The 23,062-nt window shown below is 70.6% G+C and carries 23 protein-coding genes; 13 read left to right on the forward strand and 10 right to left on the reverse strand.

Annotation, left to right across the window (positions count from 1 at the left end; genetic code table 11):
* The first annotated feature begins 76 nt into the window (after positions 1–76).
* Both HNR30_RS44450 and HNR30_RS44455 read left to right on the forward strand, forming a co-directional pair.
* Positions 77–931, forward strand: coding sequence for an alpha/beta fold hydrolase (locus HNR30_RS44450; RefSeq protein WP_181616273.1), 855 nt, complete (start codon positions 77–79; stop codon positions 929–931).
* On the forward strand, positions 898–1,989 hold the full coding sequence (locus HNR30_RS44455) for a DUF5925 domain-containing protein (RefSeq protein ID WP_181616274.1): 1,092 nt from the start codon (positions 898–900) through the stop codon (positions 1,987–1,989). The genes HNR30_RS44450 and HNR30_RS44455 overlap by 34 nt, the downstream gene beginning before the upstream one ends.
* 3 nt (positions 1,990–1,992) lie before the next feature.
* On the opposite strand, the gene HNR30_RS44460 is transcribed toward HNR30_RS44455, so the two are convergent.
* Positions 1,993–2,724, reverse strand: coding sequence for a GbsR/MarR family transcriptional regulator (locus HNR30_RS44460; protein ID WP_181616275.1), 732 nt, complete (start codon positions 2,722–2,724; stop codon positions 1,993–1,995).
* A gap of 181 nt (positions 2,725–2,905) precedes the next feature.
* Between HNR30_RS44460 and HNR30_RS44465 the strand changes: the two genes are divergently transcribed.
* Positions 2,906–3,862: a hypothetical protein gene (locus HNR30_RS44465; RefSeq protein WP_181616276.1), complete on the forward strand. Its 957-nt coding sequence runs from the start codon at positions 2,906–2,908 to the stop codon at positions 3,860–3,862.
* Between the two features lie 4 nt (positions 3,863–3,866).
* On the opposite strand, the gene HNR30_RS44470 is transcribed toward HNR30_RS44465, so the two are convergent.
* The 5 genes from HNR30_RS44470 to HNR30_RS44490 all read right to left on the reverse strand — a co-directional run bounded on the left by HNR30_RS44470 (position 3,867) and on the right by HNR30_RS44490 (position 10,201).
* On the reverse strand, positions 3,867–5,939 hold the full coding sequence (locus tag HNR30_RS44470) for an SAM-dependent methyltransferase (protein WP_181616277.1): 2,073 nt from the start codon (positions 5,937–5,939) through the stop codon (positions 3,867–3,869).
* A gap of 21 nt (positions 5,940–5,960) precedes the next feature.
* Positions 5,961–7,208 carry a monodechloroaminopyrrolnitrin synthase PrnB family protein gene (locus tag HNR30_RS44475; RefSeq protein WP_181616278.1) on the reverse strand — a complete coding sequence of 416 codons (1,248 nt, stop codon included), beginning with the start codon at positions 7,206–7,208 and terminating at the stop codon, positions 5,961–5,963.
* A gap of 155 nt (positions 7,209–7,363) precedes the next feature.
* Complete coding sequence (locus HNR30_RS44480) at positions 7,364–8,281, reverse strand: DUF5996 family protein (RefSeq protein ID WP_181616279.1); 918 nt, start codon at positions 8,279–8,281, stop codon at positions 7,364–7,366.
* A 480-nt stretch (positions 8,282–8,761) separates the two neighbouring features.
* Positions 8,762–8,989, reverse strand: coding sequence for a DUF3073 domain-containing protein (locus HNR30_RS44485; RefSeq protein WP_181616280.1), 228 nt, complete (start codon positions 8,987–8,989; stop codon positions 8,762–8,764).
* A 150-nt stretch (positions 8,990–9,139) separates the two neighbouring features.
* On the reverse strand, positions 9,140–10,201 hold the full coding sequence (locus HNR30_RS44490; protein ID WP_181616281.1) for a Leu/Phe/Val dehydrogenase: 1,062 nt from the start codon (positions 10,199–10,201) through the stop codon (positions 9,140–9,142).
* A gap of 85 nt (positions 10,202–10,286) precedes the next feature.
* Between HNR30_RS44490 and HNR30_RS44495 the strand changes: the two genes are divergently transcribed.
* A complete protein-coding gene (locus HNR30_RS44495; RefSeq protein ID WP_181616384.1) occupies positions 10,287–11,144 on the forward strand; it encodes a DUF8083 family protein in 858 nt (285 codons plus the stop codon).
* Between the two features lie 314 nt (positions 11,145–11,458).
* Positions 11,459–11,662 carry a developmental transcriptional regulator BldC gene (bldC, locus tag HNR30_RS44500; protein WP_013133571.1) on the forward strand — a complete coding sequence of 68 codons (204 nt, stop codon included), beginning with the start codon at positions 11,459–11,461 and terminating at the stop codon, positions 11,660–11,662.
* A gap of 130 nt (positions 11,663–11,792) precedes the next feature.
* Here the strand turns inward: bldC and HNR30_RS44505 are convergent, their stop codons facing one another.
* Entirely contained in the window at positions 11,793–12,365 is a 573-nt protein-coding gene (locus HNR30_RS44505; protein WP_181616282.1) for a TetR/AcrR family transcriptional regulator, read from the reverse strand.
* Between the two features lie 205 nt (positions 12,366–12,570).
* Between HNR30_RS44505 and HNR30_RS44510 the strand changes: the two genes are divergently transcribed.
* The 6 genes from HNR30_RS44510 to HNR30_RS44535 all read left to right on the forward strand — a co-directional run bounded on the left by HNR30_RS44510 (position 12,571) and on the right by HNR30_RS44535 (position 17,965).
* Positions 12,571–13,584, forward strand: a complete 1,014-nt coding sequence (locus HNR30_RS44510; protein ID WP_181616283.1) for a LacI family DNA-binding transcriptional regulator — start codon at positions 12,571–12,573, stop codon at positions 13,582–13,584.
* Between the two features lie 74 nt (positions 13,585–13,658).
* Positions 13,659–13,907 carry a hypothetical protein gene (locus HNR30_RS44515; RefSeq protein ID WP_181616284.1) on the forward strand — a complete coding sequence of 83 codons (249 nt, stop codon included), beginning with the start codon at positions 13,659–13,661 and terminating at the stop codon, positions 13,905–13,907.
* Positions 13,908–13,926: 19 nt separating this feature from the next.
* Positions 13,927–14,721: an N-acetylmuramoyl-L-alanine amidase gene (locus tag HNR30_RS44520; protein ID WP_181616285.1), complete on the forward strand. Its 795-nt coding sequence runs from the start codon at positions 13,927–13,929 to the stop codon at positions 14,719–14,721.
* A 13-nt stretch (positions 14,722–14,734) separates the two neighbouring features.
* Positions 14,735–16,303, forward strand: coding sequence for a beta-N-acetylhexosaminidase (locus HNR30_RS44525; RefSeq protein WP_181616286.1), 1,569 nt, complete (start codon positions 14,735–14,737; stop codon positions 16,301–16,303).
* Between the two features lie 64 nt (positions 16,304–16,367).
* Positions 16,368–16,880 (forward strand): RNA polymerase sigma factor, encoded by a 513-nt coding sequence (locus tag HNR30_RS44530; RefSeq protein ID WP_312895068.1) that lies wholly within the window; start codon positions 16,368–16,370, stop codon positions 16,878–16,880.
* Positions 16,881–16,885: 5 nt separating this feature from the next.
* Positions 16,886–17,965 carry a CU044_5270 family protein gene (locus HNR30_RS44535; protein WP_246380315.1) on the forward strand — a complete coding sequence of 360 codons (1,080 nt, stop codon included), beginning with the start codon at positions 16,886–16,888 and terminating at the stop codon, positions 17,963–17,965.
* Here HNR30_RS44535 and HNR30_RS44540 read toward each other — a convergent pair.
* A complete protein-coding gene (locus HNR30_RS44540) occupies positions 17,962–18,567 on the reverse strand; it encodes a hypothetical protein (RefSeq protein WP_181616288.1) in 606 nt (201 codons plus the stop codon). The two genes, HNR30_RS44535 and HNR30_RS44540, sit on opposite strands and share 4 nt — an antisense overlap.
* Positions 18,564–19,322, reverse strand: a complete 759-nt coding sequence (locus tag HNR30_RS44545; RefSeq protein ID WP_181616289.1) for a CPBP family glutamic-type intramembrane protease — start codon at positions 19,320–19,322, stop codon at positions 18,564–18,566. Before HNR30_RS44545 ends, HNR30_RS44540 begins: the two co-directional genes overlap by 4 nt.
* Before the next feature lie 110 nt (positions 19,323–19,432).
* On the opposite strand from HNR30_RS44545, the gene HNR30_RS44550 reads away from it, so the two are divergent.
* Together HNR30_RS44550 and HNR30_RS44555 are read left to right on the forward strand one after the other, a co-directional pair.
* On the forward strand, positions 19,433–21,367 hold the full coding sequence (locus HNR30_RS44550) for a sensor histidine kinase (protein WP_181616290.1): 1,935 nt from the start codon (positions 19,433–19,435) through the stop codon (positions 21,365–21,367).
* Positions 21,364–22,005, forward strand: a complete 642-nt coding sequence (locus tag HNR30_RS44555; protein ID WP_181616291.1) for a response regulator — start codon at positions 21,364–21,366, stop codon at positions 22,003–22,005. Before HNR30_RS44550 ends, HNR30_RS44555 begins: the two co-directional genes overlap by 4 nt.
* On the opposite strand, the gene HNR30_RS44560 is transcribed toward HNR30_RS44555, so the two are convergent.
* Positions 22,002–23,057 carry a quinone-dependent dihydroorotate dehydrogenase gene (locus HNR30_RS44560; protein ID WP_181616292.1) on the reverse strand — a complete coding sequence of 352 codons (1,056 nt, stop codon included), beginning with the start codon at positions 23,055–23,057 and terminating at the stop codon, positions 22,002–22,004. The genes HNR30_RS44555 and HNR30_RS44560 overlap by 4 nt on opposite strands.
* Positions 23,058–23,062: the final 5 nt, after the last annotated feature.

The raw sequence follows: 23,062 nt of genomic DNA on the forward strand, positions 1-23,062 counted from the left end.
AGCGCCGCTCTTGACTTGTGAGAGCACTGCTTCCATTATTGGAGCAGTGCTCTTCACAGCGTCCACGGAGGCGGACATGACCCAGTTCCTGCAGGTTCCCGGCGGCACCATCGCGTTCGACGACAACGGCAGCGGGCCCCTGGTGGTCCTGCTCCCCGGCATGCTCGACAGCCGCCGCTCCTACCGCTTCCTCGCTCCCCTGCTCGTCGAGGCGGGCTACCGGGTCGTCACCATGGACATCCGCGGCTGCGGCGAGTCGAGCGCCGCCTGGGACGACTACTCCTTCGAGGCACAGGGCGGCGACATCCCCGCCCTGCTGCGGCACCTCGACGCCGGCCCCGCCGTACTGGTCGGCAACTCCTACTCGGCCGGAACCATCATGGTCGCCGCCGCCGAGCACCCCGGCCTGGTCGCGGGCGTGGTGCCGATCGCGAGCTTCGTGCCGAACCTGCCCGAGGGGCCGGTCAAGCGGGCGCTGCTCGCCGTGATCGGCCGCGTCGGGCCGTACGTTCCCAGCGTGTGGGGCGCCTACCTCAAGACCGCCTACCCGTCGGCGCCGCCGGCCGACTTCGGGGCCTACCGCGCCGCGTCGGTCGCCGCGCTGCGCGAGCGGCGTGACGCGGCCCGCTTCTACATGCGCGCCGTCCCGATGGACGCCGCCTGGCTCGACCGCGTGACCTGCCCCGCCCTGGTGATGATGGGCACCGCCGACCCCGACTTCTCCGACCCCACCGCCGTGGCCGAGCTCCAGGCCGCGACCATGGGCGCCAGGCTCTCGCTCGTCGAGGGCGCCGGCCACTACCCGCAGGCGGAGTTCCCCGCCGAGGTGGCGGCCGCCCTGCTGCCCTTCCTGACCGATGTCACCAGCGGAAACGATGCGGCTACCATGGGTGACGTATGGGAACTCCGCATGAGCTCGGCAAGTCGCTGAACATCAGCACGAGCTACACGACCGACCCGGACGAAGCCCTCGCGGCCCTGCAGACCGACGCGGTCACCACCGGGCGGCTGCCGCACGCCGTCCGGCGCTCGCTCGACGACCTGCCGCCCGAGGCCAACCTCGACCCGCCCGACGGCGTCGAGATCGGCACCGCGCGCGACGACCACAAGCTCGTACGGCTCAGCGCGGGCGACGGCTGGCTCGCGCTCTCGATCCGCGAGAACGACGGCAACGCCAGCCTCACCGTCACCGCCGCCACGCCGGAGCTCGCCGCCAAGGTCGTCCAGGACGTGCTCGGCGAGATCCCCGAGATCGACCACGGCCCCGACCGGGTGCCGATGGGATTCTGGTACCACTCGACCGACAGCGGGGCCCACCGCTCCGTCCGCCCGATCACCGCCCTGTCGTGGGAGGAGATCCGCGGCAACTACTCCGCCCCCGCCGCAGGAGCCTTCGCACGGCTCATGAGCCACCAGCCCGGCTCCTCCAGCGGCCGCCTGATCCTCCTGCACGGCCCGCCCGGCACCGGCAAGACCACCGCGTTGCGCACGCTGGCACGGGAGTGGCGCTCGTGGTGCCAGGTCGACAACGTGCTCGACCCCGACGAGCTGTTCCTGCGCACCGGGTACCTGATGGAGGTCACGCTCGGCGAGGAGGCCGAGAACAAGGGCCGCTGGCGGCTGCTGCTCCTCGAAGACTGCGACGAGCTGATCAGGGGCGAGGCCAAGGCGGCCAGCGGACAGGCCCTGTCCCGCCTGCTCAACCTCACCGACGGCCTGCTCGGTCACGGCCGCGACGTCATCGTCGCGATCACCACCAACGAGGACCTGGCCCGCCTCCACCCCGCCGTCGCCCGGCCGGGCAGGTGCCTGGCCCAGATCGAGGTCGGGCCGCTGGGCGGCGAGGAGACGGCGCGCTGGCTGGCGGCCAACGGCATGCCCGACGACGCGGTGACGGCTCCTGCGACGCTCGCCGAGCTCATCGCGGTGCGCGACGGCCAGGGGCTCGACGGCGAGCGCACGGCCCACTCGCCCGGCATGTACCTCTGACGTTCACTCCCCGGGCGGGCGGCTCGCGAGATAGTCGTCACGCCACCGCTCGGCCGCCTCGATCATGGCGCGGCCGACCGTGTCGAAGAAGCCGCTCATGTCCTGGAGGCGGGCGCCCGCAGGGGTCGTGGCACCGAGGATGGCCGCTCCACGCTCGGCGAAGTCGGCCAGCACGGCGTTCTGCCGCGCGCTGGACATCCAGGCGCCGAACCAGGCGGTCGCGTCGATGATGTAGCGGTCGCGCCGCCGCCTGGGGTCACGCTCCCGCCTCACCAGCCGCTGCTGCTCCAGCTCGCCGATGGCCTTGGAGATGGACGCCGGGCTGACCTCGAGGCGCCCGGCCAGCTCGGCGGCGGTCATGCTGCCGCTGTCGGTGAGGTACAGGCTGGTGAGCACGCGCGCGGTCATGCGCGGCAGCCCGGACCCGACCATCACCTCGGTGAACTGCTCCTCCAGCTCCCGGACGGCTTCCCGGTCACGTCCCGGCGCGGCGGCCCCGGAGACCCCGTCCGATCCGCGTCCGGCGGTGGGCCTGCTGCGGCGGGCACGGCCCTGGGTGGCCCGTTGCGCGAGGTCGGCCCGATAGCCGTCGGCGCCGCCGTTGCGACCCACTTCGCGGGTGACGGTGGAGATGGGACGCCCCAGCCGTGCGGCGATCTCGGTGTAGGTGAGTCCTTCCGCGAGACCCTCGGCGATCAACTGCCGGTCCTGGTGGGTCAGCCTGCCGCCTGGCATCGATACGTCCTCCTCGCGCTCCGGGTGGCCAGTATTGCGTTCGCCACCAATCATTGCAAACCGACTCTTGCGTTCATCGCCATTCTCATTGCAAATAGCCTTTGATATGCAGATTTTTGATTGACGAATAACTGAAAGCAAGTTAGCTTTTCGTCATCGAGAAACCGATTTGGGAGCCGAGATGAACCGACCGCTACTGGTCTGCGCGACCCTGATGACAACCCTGGTCCTGGCTTCTGTCGTCGGCATCGTGGTCGACGAGCGCACGCTGCTCGGCGAGTCCGTATGGGTCAAGCCCGCGAAGTTCGGATTCGCCTTCGCCCTCTACACCGGCACGCTCGCCTGGATGCTGACCAAGCTGCGCAAGGGCCGCCGGATCGGGCGGTGGTTCGGCACGGTGTTCGCCGTGACCGCGATCGTCGAGGTCGGCGCGATCACCGCCCAGGCGGCACGCGGCACGTTCAGTCACTTCAACGCCAACCAGGACGACCCGATCACGCTGGCGCTGGTGCCGATCCTGACCTACGGCGTGATGATCATCCTCATCGCGCAACTCGTCCTCGCGGGCGTCGTCCTCCTCCAGCGCACCGGCGACGCCGCCCTCAACAGAGCGTTGCGCACGGGCTTGCTCATGGCCACCTTCGGGATGGTCGTGCCGCTCTTCTGGATGGTCGCGGAGATCAACCCCCGCGCCGTCACCGACGCCAACGGCGTCGCCGTGCGGATGTACCAGGGCCACGGCATCGGCGACCCCGACGGCAACGGCATGCCGCTCACCGGCTGGAGCATGACCGGCGGCGACTTCCGCGTGCCCCACTTCTTCGCGCTCCACGGCATCCAGGTGCTGCTGCTGGTCACCGCGCTGCTCGGCGTCCTGGCGGCCAGGCACGTGTGGCTGCGCGACGAGAAGGTGCGCGCCAGGCTCGTCGGGGCCGTGGCGCTCGGCTACTGGGGGCTGGTGGCCGTCGTGACCTGGCAGGCCGGACGCGGCCAGTCGTTCGCCCACCCCGACACGGCCACGCTCGCGGCCTCCGGCGCGGTGGCGCTGGTGACGGTGGCGCTTGCCGTACGGGCCATCGTCAGCGGCCGGCGCGCCGCCGCGGCCGGTGAGCGCAAGGCGCACCAGCTCGTGGCGTGACCGGTCACGCCAGGCGGGCCCTGGCGACCCAGTGGTGGTCGTGCGGCGGGCAGAGCCGCGCGGGCGGCGCGGGCACCCAGGCGCACGCTCCCGCGGCGAGCTCGGCCAGCGTGTACGCCTCCGCCTTCCATCCGTGGCGGCCCAGGAAGTCGCCGAAGTCGTCGAAGCCGAGCTGGAAGGCCGAGCCGCGGGAGTTCATGAACGTCAGGAAGCTCTCGTTCGCCGGGTCGCGGAAGAACTCGGCGTGCGGGGCGTCGATCAGCAGGACCGACCCGGCGCCCGACAGCTTCCTGACGTTCTCGATGAGGCGGGTGAAGTGGTCGAGCCGCAGGTACGGCAGGAGCCCCTCGATGATCCACACCGTCGGCGACTCCGGGTCGAAACCCGCTTCCACCAGGCGATCCTTCCACGCCTCATCGCGCAGGTCCTCGCCCAAGGGGACGCGGGCGCAGGTGAGCCGGTCGGCGACCGGTGCCAGCAGTTCCTCCTTGGCCTCCAGCTGGCCGGGCAGGTCGACCTCGAAGAAGCGCGCCTCGGAGGGCAGGCCGAGCCGCCACGCCCGGGTGTCGCCGCCGGCCGCCAGGCAGACCACCTGGGTGACACCTGCGGCGACGGCCTGGCCGAGCGCCACGTCGCCGAACCTGGCACGCACGATCACCGAACCGGTGGTGCCGCCCCTGGCCAGCGCCGCCTCCGCCATCATGCGCGAGCGCGGGGTGGCCAGCAGCTCGGCGTAAGGGTCCGACAGGTACGCGTCGGGCCTTCCGTGCTCCGTGGCGCGGATGACGGCCGTGATGAAGCCGGTCTCCTTGACGGCCTCGGACTTCACGGTCACGGTGTTCTCCCTCTGCTGGGGGCGGCTGACGGTCAGGGACGGTCGGGTGTTGACCCACTCCCGGTCGAACTTCCCCGTGACGGCGTAGGTGTCGGAGATCTGCGCCAGCTCCTGCGGGGAGAAGACCTCGGTGACGTCGCGGAAGCCGTGCGGTGCCCGCTGGTGGGCCAGGGTGATCACCCGTTCCGGGCCCATGGCGCGGTTGGACCTCTGCAGGTCCGTCATCTGGGGACGGCGCTCCGCCTCGTAGGCCTGGAGCGCCTCGCGCGCGTCCGCGGTGGTGGCGAGACGGCAGGCCAGGACACGAGCGTCGATGATCGCCTGGGTGGCGCCGTTGGAACCGGCGGGATACATCGCGTGCGCGGCGTCGCCGACGAGGGTCGCGGCGCCGAACGTCCACCGGGGAATCGGATCGCGGTCGATCATCGGGTAGTGCCGGATGTGGTGCGTCGCGCCGAGCAGCCCGGCCAGGTCGACCTCCGGCGGGGACCACGTGCCCAGATGACGCAGGACGGTCTCGTACGGCTCCTCCGCGTCGCCCTCCTGCGGGAAGGCGGCGACCCAGTTGATCAGGAACCGGTCGCCGTCCCTGTCGATCGGATAGAGCACGAGCCTGCGGCGGTCGTCGCCGAGCACGGCCATGGTGGCGCCGGTGAGGAACCGCTCTCCCCAGGCGGTGCCCCTGTACATGGTCACGCCGTTGGAGGGCGGAGGGCCTTCAGAAGGGTAGAAGGCGCTGCGCACGGCGGAACGGATGCCGTCCGCGCCCACGAGGACATCGGACTCCACGATCCTGCGCCCGCCGTACCGGTCGGCCAGAGTGGCGCGGACGCCGCCACCCTCCTGACCGAGGCCGGCGAGCCGCGCGTCGTACACGATCGCGCCCTCCCCCCAACGGCGGCGCACCTCGGCGGCCAGCACCTCCACGAGCCGGCAGCGGGCGATCGAGATCTGCGGCCAGTCGTACCCCGCCAGGCGCCCCCGGTCCTCCCGCCACACCAGCTGCCCGTGCGGGTTGTACATCGCCAGCTCCCGCGTGCGGACCGCCTGCCGTTCCACCTCCGCCTGCAACCCGAGCTCGGCCAGCTCCCTGACGGCGTTGGGCAGGATGTTGAGCCCGAACCCCATCGAATCCGGACCGGAGTCGGCCTCGAAGACGGTGACGTCGCCGAACCCCGCCTCGTGCAGGCTGATCGCGGCGGCCAGCCCGGCGATCCCCGCCCCGGCGATCGTGACCCTCATGGCAGCACCCCCCTTCCCGTCTCAGCGCGGACCCAGCGCGCCGACCATCGCGGCGTTCTGCCTGGTGAGAGTGAGGATCTCCGCCAGCAGCCCGACGCTTCCCCCGCCGCTGCCGAGCTCGTACAGCCGGACCTCCTCGTGGTAGGCCCGCCGCGCCATCACCAGGTGCTTGCCGCGGAACCGCGTGAGCGAGCGGAGCGCCTGCCGCAACCCCTGGGCGCTCGCGTAGACGTGCTCCATGTCGGCCGGCGCGCAGGAACCGCCCAGAGCCCGGGCGACGCGCGAGGTCACCGACGGCACCCGCGACCACTCCGAGAACCACTGCCGCCAGTGCGGCAGCGTGTGCGCGGCCGCCTCGTCGCAGAACTGCCCGTACTGCGGAGCACACCGGTCCGACGACCACAGCAGCGTGTCGATCAGGAACAGCGGCACGTGCGCCGCCGCCGGACCCATGTACCTCCGGCCCGAGATGTGCACGTCCTCGAAGTACGGCCTCAGCACGAGGGCGAAGAACTCCGGCGCCACCTCCGCCGCGACGTCACCCATCGCGCGGTCGGCCGACGAGACGTACGAGGCCAGCGACAGAACCCTGCCCGCGTAGGCGGCGCCGCACGGGTCGTCCCCGCGCAACGCGTGACCCAGGTCGACCGCCCTGGCCAGATCAGGGATGCAGGTGCGCACCGCGTCGACGAGACAACGCTCCATCGCATGCCCCGTGTACAGCCGTTCCCGCTCACCGACCGGGTTCCAGCACGTGTAGTGGTAGACCGTGTCACGCGGGATCATCCCCGTACGCCGCCCCAGCGACTCGCACACCCCGGCCGCGCGCGGCACGATCTCGAACGGCGACAACCCGTGACGCTTCAGACTGCCGATGTACATGCCCAGATCGCGCATGGCGGCAAGACACTCGGCCGGCGAGAACCCGGCGACGGCCTCCGCCGAGGGCAGCGACCTCGCGAAAACACGCACCAGCGAGGAGATGTCCCCCGCCTCGTTCATCTTCGACAGTAATCGGAGATCGTCGTCCAGCCCCAGCGGGTCGAGCCGCCTGACCTCAGCCTTGCGCTCCTCTGACGTCACATCCAGCTCGGCCCTGCCGTGCATGTGCACCAACTCTTCCGGTGAGGATCGGCTTGATGGCCGAGAAGGGCCGTCGAGGGGAAGACGGGTCGCGGGCACACGATCGCCGACCAGGCCGCCCGCCCGGGACCCGGTCCGGCCGTCGGGCGGCACCATCGCGTCGGCGACCTCGGGCGGCCACGGCACGAACCCTCCATGCGTCCTCCTCGGTTGCGATGTCCTCAGGGTCGGACACAACGAGAAGGGCCGGCCGGGGGGCGACAGAGCTCGGACAGATTGCCGCGAGGCAGGGGACGGACAGCCAGGGCGCGGTTGCCGGCGCCCTGGGCGACGGACCCCCGTCAGCCCGCCGCGCCGGGTCCGTTCTCCAGCGCGCCCCGATCCCACCCGGCCAGCCGCGCGGCCGCCTCATAGGTCGAGCCGAGGAACTCCGCGACCATGCGATCGGGATCCTCAGCCACCGCGACCATCTCGTAAGGCAGCAGGAACTCCCCCAGCTCGGCGCTGTAGAACGCCCCCTCCGGCAGCACCGGCTGCTCCTGATACCCGCCGGGCGCCGGATAGGCGTAGGCGTAGAACGCCCCCTCCTGCCCGCCCCCGGGCCAGAACCCGCAACTGGCCAGCTCCTGGCAGTAACTCTCGACCATCACCCAGTCGGCACAGTTGGGAACCCCACCGGGATGCGGCGGCGCCTCCCGCCCCGAGAACCGCGTGCACGCCAGATCCATGGCGCCCCAGAAGAAGTGCACCGGGCTCGACTTGCCGACGAAACCGGCCCGGTACGCGCCCAGCACACGATCGGCGTGAATGAGCTGCTGCCAGAAGGCATGGGCGGCGGCGGGATCGTAGGAGTGGTGTTGCCGGTCCTCCGCGAAGGGGATCGCGGGCTCGACCTCGTTCGGCACCGCCCTGATCGACGTCGGGACACCCAGCTCGGCCAGGGTCGACATGAGCTCGCCGTAGAAGTCCGCGACCGACCGGGGCTCCAGGGCGACGTCGGCACTTCCGCCGGTGCTGGTGCGCAGCCGCAGCTCGTGGGCGACGAAGTCGAATTCCAGGTCGAAGACCCCCTCCGAGTACGGCACGGCCGAGGTGGTCAGACCTCGGGGGCTCACGTACAGGGTGGTGTTCCACCAGTGGTTCACCATGGGGGTGTGGGCCATGCGGACCTTGCCGACGATCTGCAGCCACATGTGGAGGGTGTCGCGCGTGGCGGTCCAGTCGTCTACCCGCAGGCGTGGCCACTGGGTGGATGTCATCGTGCCGCTCCCGTCTCGCCGTCTACGGCCATGCGGGGAGACCTATCCCGGGGGGTGTCGTGGCACTCCTGACGGGGGGCCATGGTTGAGGCAAGAGTGGTGGTGCTGGATCGCTTGAGCGGTCATGGCTGGAGTTCGGGCCGCATGGGGGTGGCTGCGGCCACGACCAGAACCGTCTCCGAACCCCTCGCAGCCGCCCGAACCGAAGCGGACGCCCCCGAACCCTGCACCAGTGCCCGCCACAACCGCCCAACGGCATCGCCCTCACCGCCTAGCGCCCGGGACGAGTCCCACGATGGGCTACCCGGGCCCGGGCCAGGACGCCCGAGCGCGGAGCGCGAGGACCGCTGACCCGGGTGGGCTCCAGGCGGGTGACCCAGGAAGCGCGTCACGGGTGGGGGCAGAGCGCCCCTGCCGAGGGACCGTGGGTGCACGACACACCCGGTGTGACAGCTCACACCGGGTGTGTTCTATACGCGCTTACCGGCGCCCTGAGGGACGGTCGTCCTCGTCGTCGTCGCCGTAGTCGTCGGCGTAGTCGGCGTACCGGTCCGCCAGCTCGTCGGTGTACTCGTCGGCGTCATCGTTGGCGTTGGAGTCATTGACCCCGAGTTCGTCGCGAAGTCGGTCTAGATCCGTGCCGCCGCTGTTGTACTTCAGCTGGCGGGCAACCTTGACCTGCTTGGCCTTTGCCCGGCCGCGCCCCATTGGCTCGACCCCCTCGTGTGGGGTCGTCCCCGACCCCTCGTCGCTAACGCACCGCAACACTGACGCCTGACTTGGCGGCGTCAGCCTCTCGTTCGCCTATTACCGTACCTGTTTTGTGCCCAGCTCGGTACGTCGTATGAGCGCGGGCCGTCAGTGGCCCAACCAAATGCCCTTAAGTCGTCCAACTTCCGACATTCGGCGCTCTGCCAGCCTATCGGCTGCTACCGCGGGCGGGACGCCCTCCTCCGCGGCGATCGCGAAGATCTTCAGGGTCGTGTCATAGATCTGGCCCGCCTTGGCGCGTGCCCGCTCCATGTTGAACCCCCGGATCTCGTCGGCCACCTGGATCACGCCACCCGAGTTGACCACGTAGTCGGGAGCGTAGAGGATGCCGCGCTCCTCCAGCTGCTTCTCCACGCCGGGATGGGCGAGTTGGTTGTTGGCGGCGCCGCAGACGATGCGGGCGCGCAGCGTGGCGACCGTGGTGTCGTCGAGGGAGCCGCCCAGGGCGCAGGGCGCGAAGACGTCGATCTCCTCGGCGACCAGTTCGGCCAGGGAGGCGACGACCTCGACCTGCGGGTGGCGCTGCCGTACCTGGTCGACGGCCCGCTCGGAGACGTCGCAGACGACGACGGAGGCTCCGTCCTCGATGAGCAGGTCGACCAGGCGGTGGCCCACCTTGCCGACGCCCTCGACGCCGACCCGCAGGCCGTGGAGGGTGGACCTGCCGTGGATGTGCTGGGCGGAGGCCCGCATGCCCTGGAAGACGCCGAACGACGTCAGGATGGAGGAGTCGCCCGCGCCGCCGTTGGCGATGGTGCGCCCGGTCACGAATCGCGACTCCCTGGCGACGATGTCCATGTCCTCGCTGTAGGTGCCGACGTCGCAGGCGGTGAAGTAGCGGCCGTTGAGCGACTCGACGAAGCGGCCGTAGGCCCGCAGCAGGGCCTCCGACTTGTCCGTGGCGGGGTCGCCGATGATGACGGCCTTGCCTCCGCCGAGGTCGAGCCCGGCCAGGGCGTTCTTGTAGGCCATGCCTCGGGAGAGGTTGAGCACGTCGGCCAGGGCCGCCTGCTCGCTCTCGTACGGATAGAACCTCGTGCCACCCAGGCCAGGCCCGAGGGCGGTGTTGTGGATGGCGATGATGGCGCGCAGCCCGCTCTGCCGATCGGCGCAGAACACGACCTGCTCATGCCCGAAGACTTCGGTCACTGTAGTGACTCCCGGTCCAGGTCCGCCGCCCCGTCGCGGCAGAGATCCCTTCAAGCCTAGGAGAAGTCGTGACACGATGCCTCTCGTGCTGCCCTATGCCGCGTATCTCCGCGTGTACGAGCCCGTGACCGCCTTCCCTCCGGAAGAGCAGAAGGTCTGGGCCGACTACGCCGAGTCCAAGACCCGCCCCAAGCGGGCCAATGCGCTTGAGGCGGAGCACGGCGAGTCGGTCCTGCGACTGCTGGCCCGCCCCCCGCATCCCGCCCCGGGCCAGGAGAGCCGTAACGCCTATCTGAGACGCGTTGAGGACCGCCTGTACGTCTGCCCCTGGCAGACGCAGTTGCGCTCGTGGCTGGCGTTCTCACGGCTGCGTGGGAGCACTCCTGTGAAGCTGATGAACCACTTCGTGCCCAAGGCCATCGCCGAGCAGACCGCCGACGACTTCGACCGTTTCAAGCGCAACGCGGGTTCCGCCGGCCTCCGGACCTGCATCAGGACCACCGCCTGGCACATCCCGCTGGCCTGGTTCGTACCGTTCGACGGCAAGGAGCGCTGGCTCGTCCTGGGCACCAGGGGCACCGACGTGACCACGACCACGGGCCGCAACCTGATCTACGTCACCTCGATGGCCCAGGCCAGGCGCCGTACGGCACGCGCCCTGCAGGTGCTGCGCAAGCACGTGGGCGAGGTGGGCACCAGCCTGGAGGTCGAGGACGTGGCCCGCTGGCTGGAGGAATTCCACCCTCACTCTCTGGTCGAGCTCGACTACGGTGGGTTGGTCCACCTGATGGACGACGAAGCTCTCAAAGCCGACCATTCCGTGGCCGAGATCGCGGCCGCTCTCAACGGTTTGGACAGCGGTCAGGAAGAACTTGCCTTCGCGATGCATCAGCGCGTGACACTCCGCTGGAAGTCGACCCAACTTCTGGAATCTGCCAACTGAACCCCATAGCGACGCTCTGACCTGCATGAGTAGGTCAAGCGGTACGGCTGCTGCCTTCTGCGAACTGAGTAGTTTGCCGTTTTCACTGCGATACCACGAAACGTGTCGCTAGAATCACCGAGCGTGACATCGCCACGTGAGCGACAGTCGGGTCAAAGAAGGACTCGCCAATCGCTCTGCGTGGCGGTATGGTCACTTCGGGTGATGCCGCATATGGCTCAGAAAAGCCGCACGCACTGGGCCATACGGGACATCCGTGACACGCGAAAAGGGGATCGCACAGAGCCGGTCCACACGGAGGAGAGGCCGCACAAATGTCAGCTCGTACACCCGAGGCCGAGCCACTGCTTACGCCCGCCGAGGTCGCGACCATGTTCAGGGTCGACCCCAAGACCGTTACGCGGTGGGCCAAGGCGGGCAAGTTGACGTCGATTCGCACCCTCGGCGGTCACCGGCGTTACCGGGAGACCGAGGTCCGTGCGCTGCTCGCGGGGATTCCGCAGCAGCGCTCTGAGTAGTAACCCATCGTCACAGACCTAGGGGGGTCGAGGCGGGCCGGCTACCCGGCCGGGTCCGCCAGCGTGACGGGGGGACGATTTCAGTGGGGAGTTGGCGCCGCCCGCCCGGCGCCATCCTTCTCCTCTGCGATCAGGCCAGCTGCCCCAACAGCTCGCCCACACCGTTGTCGTACTGCGCGGCCACGCTGAGCAGCGCGACCATGTGATCGACGAGCATCTTCTCGAGCGTGGCGCGTTCGATGTCCTGATGCTCGAGCCAGTCGAGCCCGGCCGTCTCCACGGAGGCGATCCACGAGCGCAGGGTCGTGCGCAGCACCGGGCTGGGTTCCTCGACCCGCATCTGCTTCATGATGAGCCGGAACAGCCGCTGCCGTACGCCGTCGACGATCTCGCCGACCTCGCCCGCGCGGTTGGCAGGGCCGCCGCGCAGCAGCGCGGCGAATCCCGCCGCGTGCTCCTCGACGAAGTCGAAGTAACGGCGCAGGCCGCCGGCCAGCTCGTCGATCGGCTTGCCGCCCTCCGTGGGCCGCAGCCGCGCCTCCAGTTGCTCGGCGGCGCTCCGCAGCGCCGCGACGTAGAGCTCCTGCTTGCCGCCGAAGTAGTGGTAGACGAGCGCCCGGGAGGCTCCCGCGGCCGAGGCCACGTCGTCGATGGAGACCTCTTCCGCGTCGTGTTTGCTGAAGAGCTCCAGGGCTGCGGCCATGAGTTCTTCGCGGCGACGGTCGACACTGAGCCTGCGCCGCGGAGCTCGAGCGGGGCGAGCGGTCTTCCCGGGTGTCACCCCTGAACACTATCCGACGTGGTGCCCAATAGTGATTTCGCAATTGCGGGCAATGCAAGCCGTACCCGACGGCGAACTCGATCGTTTTCTGAGACAGGTGCCCATCCACGCATCGCGGGGGAGACACATGTCAGGACCGCCGGTCAACTCCACTATCACCAGGCCCACGATCAGGAACGTCGCAGAACGTGCGGGCGTCTCCAAGTCGCTGGTCTCGCTCGTGCTGCGCGGTTCCCCGCACGTGAGCGAGCACCGCCGGCAGGCTGTGCTCCAGGCGGCGCGCGAGCTGGGCTATCGGCCCAACGCTGTGGCGCGCAGCCTGGTCGAAGGCAGAACCCATCTGGTCGGCGCGCTGGTCGCCGATCTGCACAACCCCTTCTACGCCGAGTTCCTCGACGGATTACAGGAGAGCCTGCACGGCGACGGTCTGCGCATGCTGATCGGGAACAGCCAGTGGGATCCCGCCTTCGAGGACGAGGCCGTCGAGGCCTTCCTCGAACTGCGGGTCGACGGGCTGATCCTGCTGGGCATCGCGCCCACCAGCGAGACCCTCATCGAGGCCACCTCGTACACCCCGACCGTCGTGGTCGGCGAGCGCGACATCGAGCTCGCCGGCGTCGACATCGTCGTCGACGACGACCAGCACGGCGCACGTCTGGCCATCGACCACCTGGTGGAGCTGGGCCACAAGCGGATCGCGCACATCGAGGGCAACCGTGCGTCCCGCTGCGAGGGTTACCTCATGGCCATGCGCCGCCATTCGCTCGCGCCGTACATCATGGTCGAGCACAGCGACTGCACCGAGGAGGGCGGCCGCAGGGCCGCGCTCGCGCTGCTGACCCGCGACCCCAGGCCGACGGCGATCTTCGCGGCCAGCGACATGGTCGCGCTCGGGGTGCTCGCGGCCGCCGGCGAGCTGGGCCTGCGCGTGCCCGAGGACCTGTCGGTCGTCGGCTACGACAACTCCCACCTCGCCTCCGTCAGCCAGATCTCGCTGACCAGCGTCGACCAGCCCCGCCGCACGATGGGCCGGTGGGCGGCCGCGATGCTCAGCGACCGCATCTCCGACCCGGGCAAGGTTGCCCGGCTACGGCAAGTTCCGCCTGATCTCATCGTCAGGAGGTCAACCGGTCCTGCCTAAGGTTGGGTCAACCCCCGTAGCGCCTCTCCCCATCGGCGATTGACTCCTCTCGTCAATCTCAGGGGGAGATAGTCATGCGTGATCCGGAACTGGTGTCCTGCGCCCAGCGCGCCGCCGCGGAACTCGAGCGGGCCTGGGCGCACTGGCGTGCGGGCAAGGGCAGGGGCGGCGACGTCGGAGCCGAGTCGGTGGCCAGCTACGTCGCCCACTCCCTCGACCACCCGTGGGGCCGTCCTCGCGTGGTGCTCGGACTCGACGCGGAGGAGGCTCGTGAGCTGGCCGCCCTGCTGCAAAGACAAGAAGTGGGCGAACACGTCTGGTGAGTGACGTACTTTGGAGCGCATGCGTGCACTCCTGCTGGCCCTGTGCGGGCTGACCGCCGTCTCGGCCTGCGGTGTCGCCACCGGCGGCACCAGCAGGGAGGCCCTGCCCGCCCCGGTCCAGGCCGCGCCCGTCACCAAGGCGAACACCTCCAAGCGGCCGCTCCAGGGCAGGACGGTGGTCATCGACCCCGGCCACAACGGCGGCAACTACAAGCACACGTCGAAGATCAACCGCCAGGTCGACGTCCTCACCAAGAAGAAGGCCTGTGACACGACCGGTACGGCTGACGCCACCGGTTACCCCGAGGCCGACTTCACCTGGGACGTCTCGAACCGGCTCGCCAAGATCCTCAAGCAGCGCGGCGCCTCGGTCAAGCTGACCAGAAGCGACAACACCAGCTGGGGACCGTGCATCACCGAGCGGGCGGCGATCGGCAACAAGGCGAAGGCAGACGCCGCCGTCTCCGTGCACGCCGACGGTTCCAGCGCCGGCAACCACGGCTTCCACGTGATCATGCCGGAGAAGATCGGCGGCCCGGTCGACCCGGTCGTGGGCGAGTCCAAGAAGCTCGGCACCTCGGTGCGCGACGCCTTCCACAAGGGCACCGGCCTGGCCTACTCGACCTACATCGGCAGCAAGGCGATGGACTACCGCAGCGATCTGGGCGGGCTCAACCTCTCGACCGTGCCGAAGATCTTCATCGAGTGCGGGAACATGCGAAACGCCGCCGAGGCCGCCAAGTTCCGCGATCCGGCCTTCCGGCAGAAAATCGCCCTAGCACTGGCCAATGGACTACAGAACTACCTGAAGTGACATCATCTGGAGCATGATTCCTCGCCCTCATGTCCTCAGCGAGCTCTCGGGCTCCTACGAGTTGTCCGTTGGCGCGATCGTCTCCGGTGACTTCACCGACGCCGTCCGCACCGCGCTGGGTTTCCTGGACCTGCGCCCCGGCGACTCCGGAGACATCGACGTCAGACATGACCCGGGCCTCGGCGCCGAGGCCTACCGGCTGACGGTCGGCTCGCGCGGCGTTGAGATCACCGCCGGTGACCGTGCGGGCGCCTTCTACGCCGCCCAGACCCTGCACCAGTTGCTGCCGCCGAGCTCCTACCGGTTCTCCACGGCGCAGGAGTGGACCGTGCCGGGCGTGCGGATCGAGGACAGCCCCACGTACGGCTGGCGCGGCCTGCACCTCGATGTGGCGCGTCACTTCCAGCCCAAGCGCGAGGTGCTGCGTTTCATCGACCTGATGGCGACGCACAAGCTGAACCGGCTGCACCTACACCTCGTCGACGACCAGGGCTGGCGCGTGGAGTCGAAGGCCTACCCGCGCCTGCACGAGGTCGGTTCGCACCGGAGCCGGACGATCACGAGCTGGTGGCGCGAGGTGCCCGAGACCTACGACGACATCCCGCACGGCGGCTACTACACCCTCGAGGACCTGGCGGAAATCGCGGCCTACGCCCGCTCGCGCTCCGTCGTGATCATGCCCGAGATCGACGTGCCCGGCCACGCCACGGCGATCCTGTCGGCCTACCCCGAGTTCGGCGCCACCGGGGAGTCCTACGAGGTGCTGCAGAAGTGGGGCATCTCCCCCGCCATCCTGTCGCCGCTGCCCAAGACCGTCGAGTTCCTCGTCACGATCTTCGACGAGCTGCTCGAAGCGCTCGGCGAGACGCCGTACTTCCACATCGGCGGCGACGAGGTCGTGCTGGACCACTGGTCGGCCTCCCCCGAGATCGTCTCCTACTGGGAGTCGCTCGGGCTGTCGTCGGCTGTGGAGATGCAGGCGTGGTTCCTTCGCAGGCTGGCCGACGAGCTGGCCGAGCGCGGCAGCCGTACGGTCGTGTGGGACGAGGCGTTCGTCGGCGGCGGCCTGCGCGAGGACACGCTGGTCATGCCCTGGCGCGGCGTGCCCGTCGGCGAGCGCGCGGCCGCGGCGGGCCACGACGTGATCGCCTGCCCGGTCTTCCCGCTCTACTTCGACTACGCCGAGTCGGCCGCCCCCGAGGAGCCGATGTCGATCGGCGACTCCATCACCGTCGCCGACGTGGCCGACTTCTCCCCGTTCGAGGGCGCCGTCGGCCTGCAGGCGCAGCTGTGGAGCGAGCGCACGCCCGACGCGCGTGTGCTCGACTACCGGGCCTGGCCGCGCGCCTGCGCGGTGGCCGAGGTCGGCTGGTACGGCTCGGCGGGCCCGCAGTTCACCGAGCGCCTCGAGAAGCACCTGGGCGTGCTCGACGCCCTGGGCGTGGAGTATCGCCCGCTCGACGGTCCCAGGCCGTGGCAGAGCCGCCGTCCGCACCGGGCGGGCAAGCTCGACGTGCGCGAAGGCATGCGCCACCTGGAGGAGATGACGCTCGATCCGGAATCCACGCGACCCAGCGTGTAATTTCCGCGCGTCCCGGACCACTTCCTCCTGTCAACACAGTCCGGGACAGTGAGGGGTTGGGGCGGTGACGAGCGACCGTGAGCGGTTCACCACCATGTACGACGAATGCCGCCAGCGCGTCTGGGCCTACGTGGTCAGTCGCGCCGGCCGGCAGGTGGCCGACGAGGTGGTGAGCGAGACGTTCGCCATCGCCTGGCGCAGGTTCGACCAGGTGCCGCAGCACGCGCTGCCATGGCTGCTGGGGGTGGCGCGCAACGTGCTGCGCGACTCCATCAGGGCGGAGGCCAGGCGTGAGGGCCTCCGGCGCGAGCTGCAGGAGTGGATCACCGGTGACGTGGCCGACCACGTGGCCGAGCGTCTTGGCGTCCTCAAGGCCATGGCCAGGCTCACCCAGGACGAGCGGGAGATCCTCATCCTCGTCGCCTGGCAGGGCCTGAGTCCGAGGGATTGCGCCAAGGTGCTCGGCTGCTCGGTCCCCGCTTTCAGGGTGAGGCTGCACCGCGCCAGGAAGCGCCTGCAGGCCGCACTCGACTCGCCCGCGCTGTCCAGGAACGACCTCGTGGAGGAGCTGTCGTGAACCCGATGGAAGAGCTGCGCGCCGCCCGCCCTGATCACCTGGCCGACCGGCCGGTCGACCCCCGCACCAGGCATGCCGAGCTGGCCCATGCTTTCGCCCAGCCCAGGCAGGTGCCGCGCAGGAGCAGGAAGCCGCTGGTGTGGAGCCTGGGCCTGGCGGCCGCCGCGGCCGCGGTGACCGCCGTCACGGTGGTTGGAGTGCCCGAGTCCGTCCAGCCACGGCCGTCCACGGTGGCGACGGCCGAGCTGTCGGCGCGGGACATCCTCCTGGTGGCCGCCTCCAACGCCGAACGCGAGGCGGTGGAGCCGGGTGAGTTCTGGAATGTCAGCAACCAGTGGCGCACCCTGTTCCGGACGGAGCAGGGATTCGTGATCTCCCTCGGGGGCGAGTCGGAGACCTGGGTGGGCGCCCAGGAGCAGTACTTCACCACGCGGGATCTGGGCGTGACGCCCGCGACCGATGCCGACCGTGCCCTGTGGGAGAAGGCCGGCTCCCCTCGCGAGGTCTCCTTCAACGGGCACAAGCGCATCACCATGCAGGGCGGCCCGTCGAAGCCGCATGCCGGCAAGTCGGCCGACAAGGAGATCTTCTGGCTCGGCCGCAACGTCACCATGGCCGATCTCCAGGCCCTGCCGAGCGATCCCGAGGCGCTCAAGGCCGACCTGCTGCGCTTCTACAAGGGGCAGGCCACCGAGTCGAACGCACCCTCGACCGAGGACGGCTGGCTGTTCCAGGTCGCCGAGGGGCTGATCACCACGATGCCGGTGAGCCCCGAGGTGCGCGCCGGGGCCTTCCGCATGCTCGCGAGCCTGCCCTCGGTCACCTCGCTCGGCCAGGTCACCGACGCCGCCGGCCGCACCGGGACGGCGATCGCCATCGAGGGCGAGTCGCAGACCACGCCCGGCGACGCGAAGAAGGGCGTGGTGCAGATCCAGCTCATCATCGATGAGAAGTCGGGGCGTGCGCTGGGCAGGCAGAGCGTGGTCGTCGTCGCGGGCGGCGCCCAGAAGGGCCTCGCGCCCGGCACGGTGTGGAACGCCATGACCGTTCTCGAGGCCCGCTGGACCGACGAGCACCCGTCCTAGGCCGCCATGGGGACGGGTTCGGCCGACGACCTGGCCGATGCCGTCCCCACGGCCAGCAGGGCCAGGCCGGCCAGGACCGTCGCGGGGATGATCACCAGGCCCTCCACCACGGGCAGGCCAGGCCCGACGATCATCACCACCGCCGACACCAGCAGCGCGACACCGGCCGGCCGCACCGGCCGCTTCCCGCCACGCCAGGCGAGCCCGGCCCCGAAGGCCACCAGCGAGGCCAGCCACACCATCCCGGCAGCGGCGTTGACGGCGCCGCCGCCCCCGGCCTCCACCTGCTCGGCGACGCCGTGCAGGGGTGCGATGTAGGCCTCGAACCAGGCGCCCGGCGCGAGGGCCGCGAAGCCGGCCGCCAGCACGATCCCGGCGATCGCGGTGAGCTTGGAGGGCCGCAGCGCCTGGCTCACCCCGATCAGCAGGGGCAGCCCGACGGCGAGCAGCAGCCCGCCCAGGGCGAACACGAGATGGGCCGCCTCCCAGGTCGCGGCGGAGTGCGCGGCCACGTTGTGCTCCAGGGGATGCAGGACGTTGCCGAGGGCGAACAGGATGCCGCCGGAGCCGACCAGGATTCCCGACACGACGCGCAGGTTCATGATTTCTCTCCTTGGGATGGGCGCCACCAGGGCCTGGTGGCGACGACGACGATGACGATCGCGATCGAGGTGAGGGCTCCGCCTTCTCCCAGCCACCAGGCCGACCCCGTGGTCAGGGGTTCGGCGACGAGGTAGAGGGCGGAGTTCAGGGTGGTGTGCAGGACGAGGACCGGCCAGATGCTCCCGGTCGTGAGGCGCAGCGCGACCATCGGGAAGGCCAGGGCGACGGCCTCGACGGTGAACCACAGCAGCGCCCACAGGATGGGGACCCCCGGCCGCACGGCCCCCGGCACGAACACCATCAGCGGGTAGTGGAACGCCGCCCAGGCCAGGCCGACGACCAGGGGCGCGCCCTTGAGCCGCGTGACGAGGAACGAGCTCCAGCCCAGTTGCTCGCCGAGCGCCAGCACCAGGTAGAGCAGCACGCCGGGGAGGAACACGCTGCCGGCGCGGACCTGGGTGAGGCCGGCCGGCCAGGCCGTGCCGTACGCGAGCCCGACCCCCAGCAGGGGCAGGGCGAACGCCACCCCGAGGTGCCGCCAGGAGGCACGGCGGAAGCCCCACGGGAATCCGCGCGGGCCGCCCCAGGCGACCAGCGCCGCCACGGCGGGCAGGAACGCCTGGCCGTACAGGGCCAGCTGCGCGCCGGGCGGGGCGTCGTCCAGATGGTTCAGGTCGGCGCCCTGGACCACGGCGACCGCCGCCGTCGCCAGGACGAGCGCGGGAAGGAGGATGGCGAACACCACGAGACGCATGTCCGGCATTTCATCCGCCCGCCGGTCCCTTCCGCCTGAACTGCGGGTCCCCAACCGGTCGGGACCTTGGTCCCATTGCCGCGCGGAGCGCGCGACCGGACGATGTTCTGGTGCGCTCTTCTTGGGTGATCTGCGGTGCGGCCGTCGCGTCCGTGCTCGTGGGCATCGTCCTCACCGTCAACGTCCCTGTCCAGGACGCCACGTACCTCCTGCTCGACGCCGTCGTCGGCCTGACCTATCCGCTGGTCGGGGCGTTCATCGTGGCGCGGCGGCCCGGCAATCCCATCGGCTGGCTGTTCTGCCTGGGCGGCACGGGCATGGCCCTGCAGGCGCTCGCGGGCGGCTACAGCGTGTACGGCCAGGCGCACGGCTGGCCTGGCGTGGAGTTCAGCTCCTGGGTGGTCAACTGGGTGTTCTTCACCGGCTTCGGACCGCTGTTCCTGCTGCCGGCCTTCCTGCCCGACGGGCGCCTGCCCTCGCGTCGGTGGCGGCCGGTCGTGGGCGCGCTCGTCGCCGCGCTCGCGGTGCTCCAGGTCGTGCTCATGTTCAGGGACAACGTGTGGGTGTGGGGAACCGAGTCGCCGAGCCCGGTGGGCTTCGTGCCGACCGAGATCATCGCCGCCTGTTTCGGGCTGGTGGTGAGCGCCGCGGCCGTGGTGGGAGCGACCGCGCTGGCCGTACGGGTGCGGCGCGCCGAGGACCGGCGCCAGCTCATGCCCCTGCTGCCCGCCGTGGTCGCGATCGCGGTGGCGGCGGTGGTCGACGCGACGCACTCGGGGGGCGAGTGGGCGCTGGGGGTCTGGCTGCTGGCGCTGACCCTGCCCGCCCTGCCGCTGGCCACCGCGGTGTCGATCTTCCGTTTCCGGCTGTTCGACATCGAGGTGCTGATCAGGCGCACCGTCGTGTACGTCGTGGTGGCGGCGGTGCTGCTGGGCGCCTACCTGGCCACGGTGACCACGCTGAACACGCTGTTCCGCCAGCACGGCGGGGTGCTGGAGTCGTTGCTGGCCACGGGTGTCGTGGCGGTGGCGTTCGCGCCGGCGCGCGACGCCGTCCAGCGGGCCGTGGGACGGCTGCTGTTCGGCAACCGGGGCGAGCCCGCCGCGGCCCTGTCCCATCTCGGGCAGCGGCTGGAGGCGACGGCCGCCCCCACCGAGCTGCTCGACGGCGCGGCCGAGACGGTGGCGCGGACGTTGCGCCTGCCCTCCGTCGCCGTGCTCACGCCCGCCGGGGTTCCCGTGTCGGTCTTCGGCGGTGTGCCAGAAGGCGGTGTGCGCATCGTGTTGCTGAGCGGCGGGCGAGCGGAGGGTGAACTGCTGGCCGCGCCCCGCTCCCCCGGCGAGCCGCTGAGCAAGGCGGACCTGGCGGTGCTCGACGACCTGGCGCCGCACCTGGCGGTGGCCCTGGCGGCGGTGCGGCTGGCCACGGAGGTGCGCGATTCGCGCGAGCGCCTGGTCAAGGCGCGCGAGGAGGAGCGCCGGAGGCTGCGCCGGGACCTGCACGACGGCCTGGGCGCCGACCTGACCGCGATCGGGTTACGGCTGTACGTGATCGAGGCCACCGCCCCGGCGGAGCTGCGCGCGCAGGTGACCTGCGTCAGGGAGCTCACCCAGTCGATCGTCGGCGACGTCAGGAAGATCGTCCACAACCTGCGGCCTCCCGCTCTCGACGAGCTGGGCCTGTCGGGGGCGCTGGAGGATCTGGCGCTGGACGTGCACCAGGGCCCGAACATCGCGGTCACCATCGCGGAACCGCTGCCGGAGTTGCCCGCGGCGGTCGAGGTGGCCGCCTACCGGATCACCCAGGAGGCCCTGTCCAACGCGCTCAGGCACTCGGAGGCGACCCATGTGGAGATCACCGCCAAGGCCGTGACGGAGCGGCTGGTGCTGCGCATCCGCGACGACGGGCGCGGCCTGCCCGACCCGCTGCGCGAGGGCGTAGGATCCGGCAGCATGCGAGAGCGGGCCGCCGAGGTCGGCGGCGAGCTGCGACGGTCGTCCGAGCCCGGACGAGGGACCCTCGTGGAGGCGGTGCTACCCCTGTGAACGATCCCGTCCGTGTCCTGCTGGTCGACGACCACCCGCTGCTCCGCCACGGGCTCAGGGCGCTGCTCGAACAGGTCGGCGGCGCCGAAGTGGTCGGCGAGGCGGGCGACGGCGCGGAGGCGATCGAGCTGGCGCTCTCGCTCGATCCCGACGTCGTCGTGATGGATCTGGTCATGCCGGGCATGTCCGGCACCGAGGCGACCAGGCAGCTCATCGACCGCCGTCCCGATCTCGGCGTGCTCGTGCTCACGATGAGCGACGACGACGCGTCGGTGTTCGCGGCGCTGCGGGCCGGCGCGCGCGGTTACGTGCTCAAGGGGACCGCGGGCCCCGACTTCCTGGCGGCGGTGGCGGCCGTGGCCCGGGGCGAGGCGGTGTACGGCCCGGGCGTGGCGCGCAGGATCCGGCGTTTCCTCACCAGCGGGCCGGACAGCGGACCGTTTCCCGAGCTGACCCAGCGTGAGAGGGAGATCCTCGACCTGCTCGCCTCCGGACGCTCCAACGCGGAGATCGCCAGGGCGCTGTTCCTGAGCCAGAAGACGGTGAAGAACCACCTGACGTCGATCTTCGCCAAGCTCCAGGTGGCCGACCGCGCCCAGGCGATGGTCAGGGCGCGGAGGGCGGGCCTGGGCGACTAGGCGGCGGTCCTGCCGATCACCTCGGTGACGGACTTGACGCCGTGGCGCTTCAGGCGCCGCGACAGGTCGCGGTGGAGCGTGTGCGCCCACAGCGGGCCGCCGTAGATCATCCCCGTGTACCCCTGCACGAGCGTGGCCCCCGCGAGCAGCCGCTCCCACACGTCGTCGACGTTCTCGACACCGCCGACGGAGACGAGGGTCAGGCGGTCGCCCACGCGGCCCCGGAGCCGCCGCAGCACCTCGACCGAGCGCGCCTTCAGCGGCCTGCCCGACAAGCCGCCGGTCTCCCCCGAGTGCTTGATCGTGGTGTTGGTCGCGATGATGCCGTCGAGGCCGAGCTCCAGCGCCAGGTCGGCGACGGCGTCGATGTCGTCGTCGGCCAGATCCGGCGCGATCTTGACGAGCAGAGGTGTACGGCGGGGCGTCGAGTCGGCCACCTGCTTGACGGCGGCCAGCAGCGGCCGCAGCAGCTCGACCGCCTGGAGGTTGCGCAGCCCCGGCGTGTTGGGCGAGCTCACGTTGACGACCAGGTAGTCGGCCAGCGGCGCCAGCTCCTTGGCGCTGGTGACGTAGTCGTCGGCCGCCTCGGACTCGGGCACGACCTTGGTCTTGCCGATGTTGACCCCGACGATCGCCGGGACCCCGCGTGTACGGCGGAGCCTTCGCGCGGCCGCCACGGCGCCCGCGTTGTTGAAGCCCATCCTGTTGATGACGGCCCGCTCCCCGATCACCCGGAACAGCCGCGGCCGCGGGTTGCCCGGCTGGGCGTGGGCGGTGACCGTGCCCACCTCGACGTGGCCGAAGCCGAGCGCCGACAGCGCCTCCGCGCAGGCGGCGTCCTTGTCGAAGCCGGCGGCCAGCCCGAAGGGCGACGGGAAGTGCACGCCGAAGGCCGAGACGCGCAGCGCCGGGTCGCGCGGGGCCAGGGCGCGGTGCAGCAGCTTCCTGACGACGGGGAGCACCGACAGCAGCGCCAGCGCCCTGACCGTCAGGTGATGGATCCGCTCGGGATCGAGATGGCGCAGGACCAGCGAGAACAGCAGTCGGTACACAGGTG

It is taken from the genome of Nonomuraea soli, from assembly GCF_013761175.1.
Classification (GTDB): Bacteria; Actinomycetota; Actinomycetes; order Streptosporangiales; family Streptosporangiaceae; genus Nonomuraea; species Nonomuraea soli.

Bases quoted from the DNA above. Each gene is read 5' to 3' on its own strand.
- HNR30_RS44450 (WP_181616273.1), top strand. From the start codon at position 77: ATGACCCAGTTCCTGCAGGTTCCCGGCGGCACCATCGCGTTCGACGAC.
- HNR30_RS44455 (WP_181616274.1), top strand. From the start codon at position 898: ATGGGAACTCCGCATGAGCTCGGCAAGTCGCTGAACATCAGCACGAGC.
- HNR30_RS44460 (WP_181616275.1), bottom strand. From the start codon at position 2,724: ATGCCAGGCGGCAGGCTGACCCACCAGGACCGGCAGTTGATCGCCGAG.
- HNR30_RS44465 (WP_181616276.1), top strand. From the start codon at position 2,906: ATGAACCGACCGCTACTGGTCTGCGCGACCCTGATGACAACCCTGGTC.
- HNR30_RS44470 (WP_181616277.1), bottom strand. From the start codon at position 5,939: ATGAGGGTCACGATCGCCGGGGCGGGGATCGCCGGGCTGGCCGCCGCG.
- HNR30_RS44480 (WP_181616279.1), bottom strand. From the start codon at position 8,281: ATGACATCCACCCAGTGGCCACGCCTGCGGGTAGACGACTGGACCGCC.
- HNR30_RS44485 (WP_181616280.1), bottom strand. From the start codon at position 8,989: ATGGGGCGCGGCCGGGCAAAGGCCAAGCAGGTCAAGGTTGCCCGCCAG.
- bldC (WP_013133571.1), top strand. From the start codon at position 11,459: ATGTCAGCTCGTACACCCGAGGCCGAGCCACTGCTTACGCCCGCCGAG.
- HNR30_RS44505 (WP_181616282.1), bottom strand. From the start codon at position 12,365: ATGGCCGCAGCCCTGGAGCTCTTCAGCAAACACGACGCGGAAGAGGTC.
- HNR30_RS44510 (WP_181616283.1), top strand. From the start codon at position 12,571: ATGTCAGGACCGCCGGTCAACTCCACTATCACCAGGCCCACGATCAGG.
- HNR30_RS44515 (WP_181616284.1), top strand. From the start codon at position 13,659: ATGCGTGATCCGGAACTGGTGTCCTGCGCCCAGCGCGCCGCCGCGGAA.
- HNR30_RS44520 (WP_181616285.1), top strand. From the start codon at position 13,927: ATGCGTGCACTCCTGCTGGCCCTGTGCGGGCTGACCGCCGTCTCGGCC.
- HNR30_RS44525 (WP_181616286.1), top strand. From the start codon at position 14,735: ATGATTCCTCGCCCTCATGTCCTCAGCGAGCTCTCGGGCTCCTACGAG.
- HNR30_RS44535 (WP_246380315.1), top strand. From the start codon at position 16,886: ATGGAAGAGCTGCGCGCCGCCCGCCCTGATCACCTGGCCGACCGGCCG.
- HNR30_RS44540 (WP_181616288.1), bottom strand. From the start codon at position 18,567: ATGAACCTGCGCGTCGTGTCGGGAATCCTGGTCGGCTCCGGCGGCATC.
- HNR30_RS44545 (WP_181616289.1), bottom strand. From the start codon at position 19,322: ATGCGTCTCGTGGTGTTCGCCATCCTCCTTCCCGCGCTCGTCCTGGCG.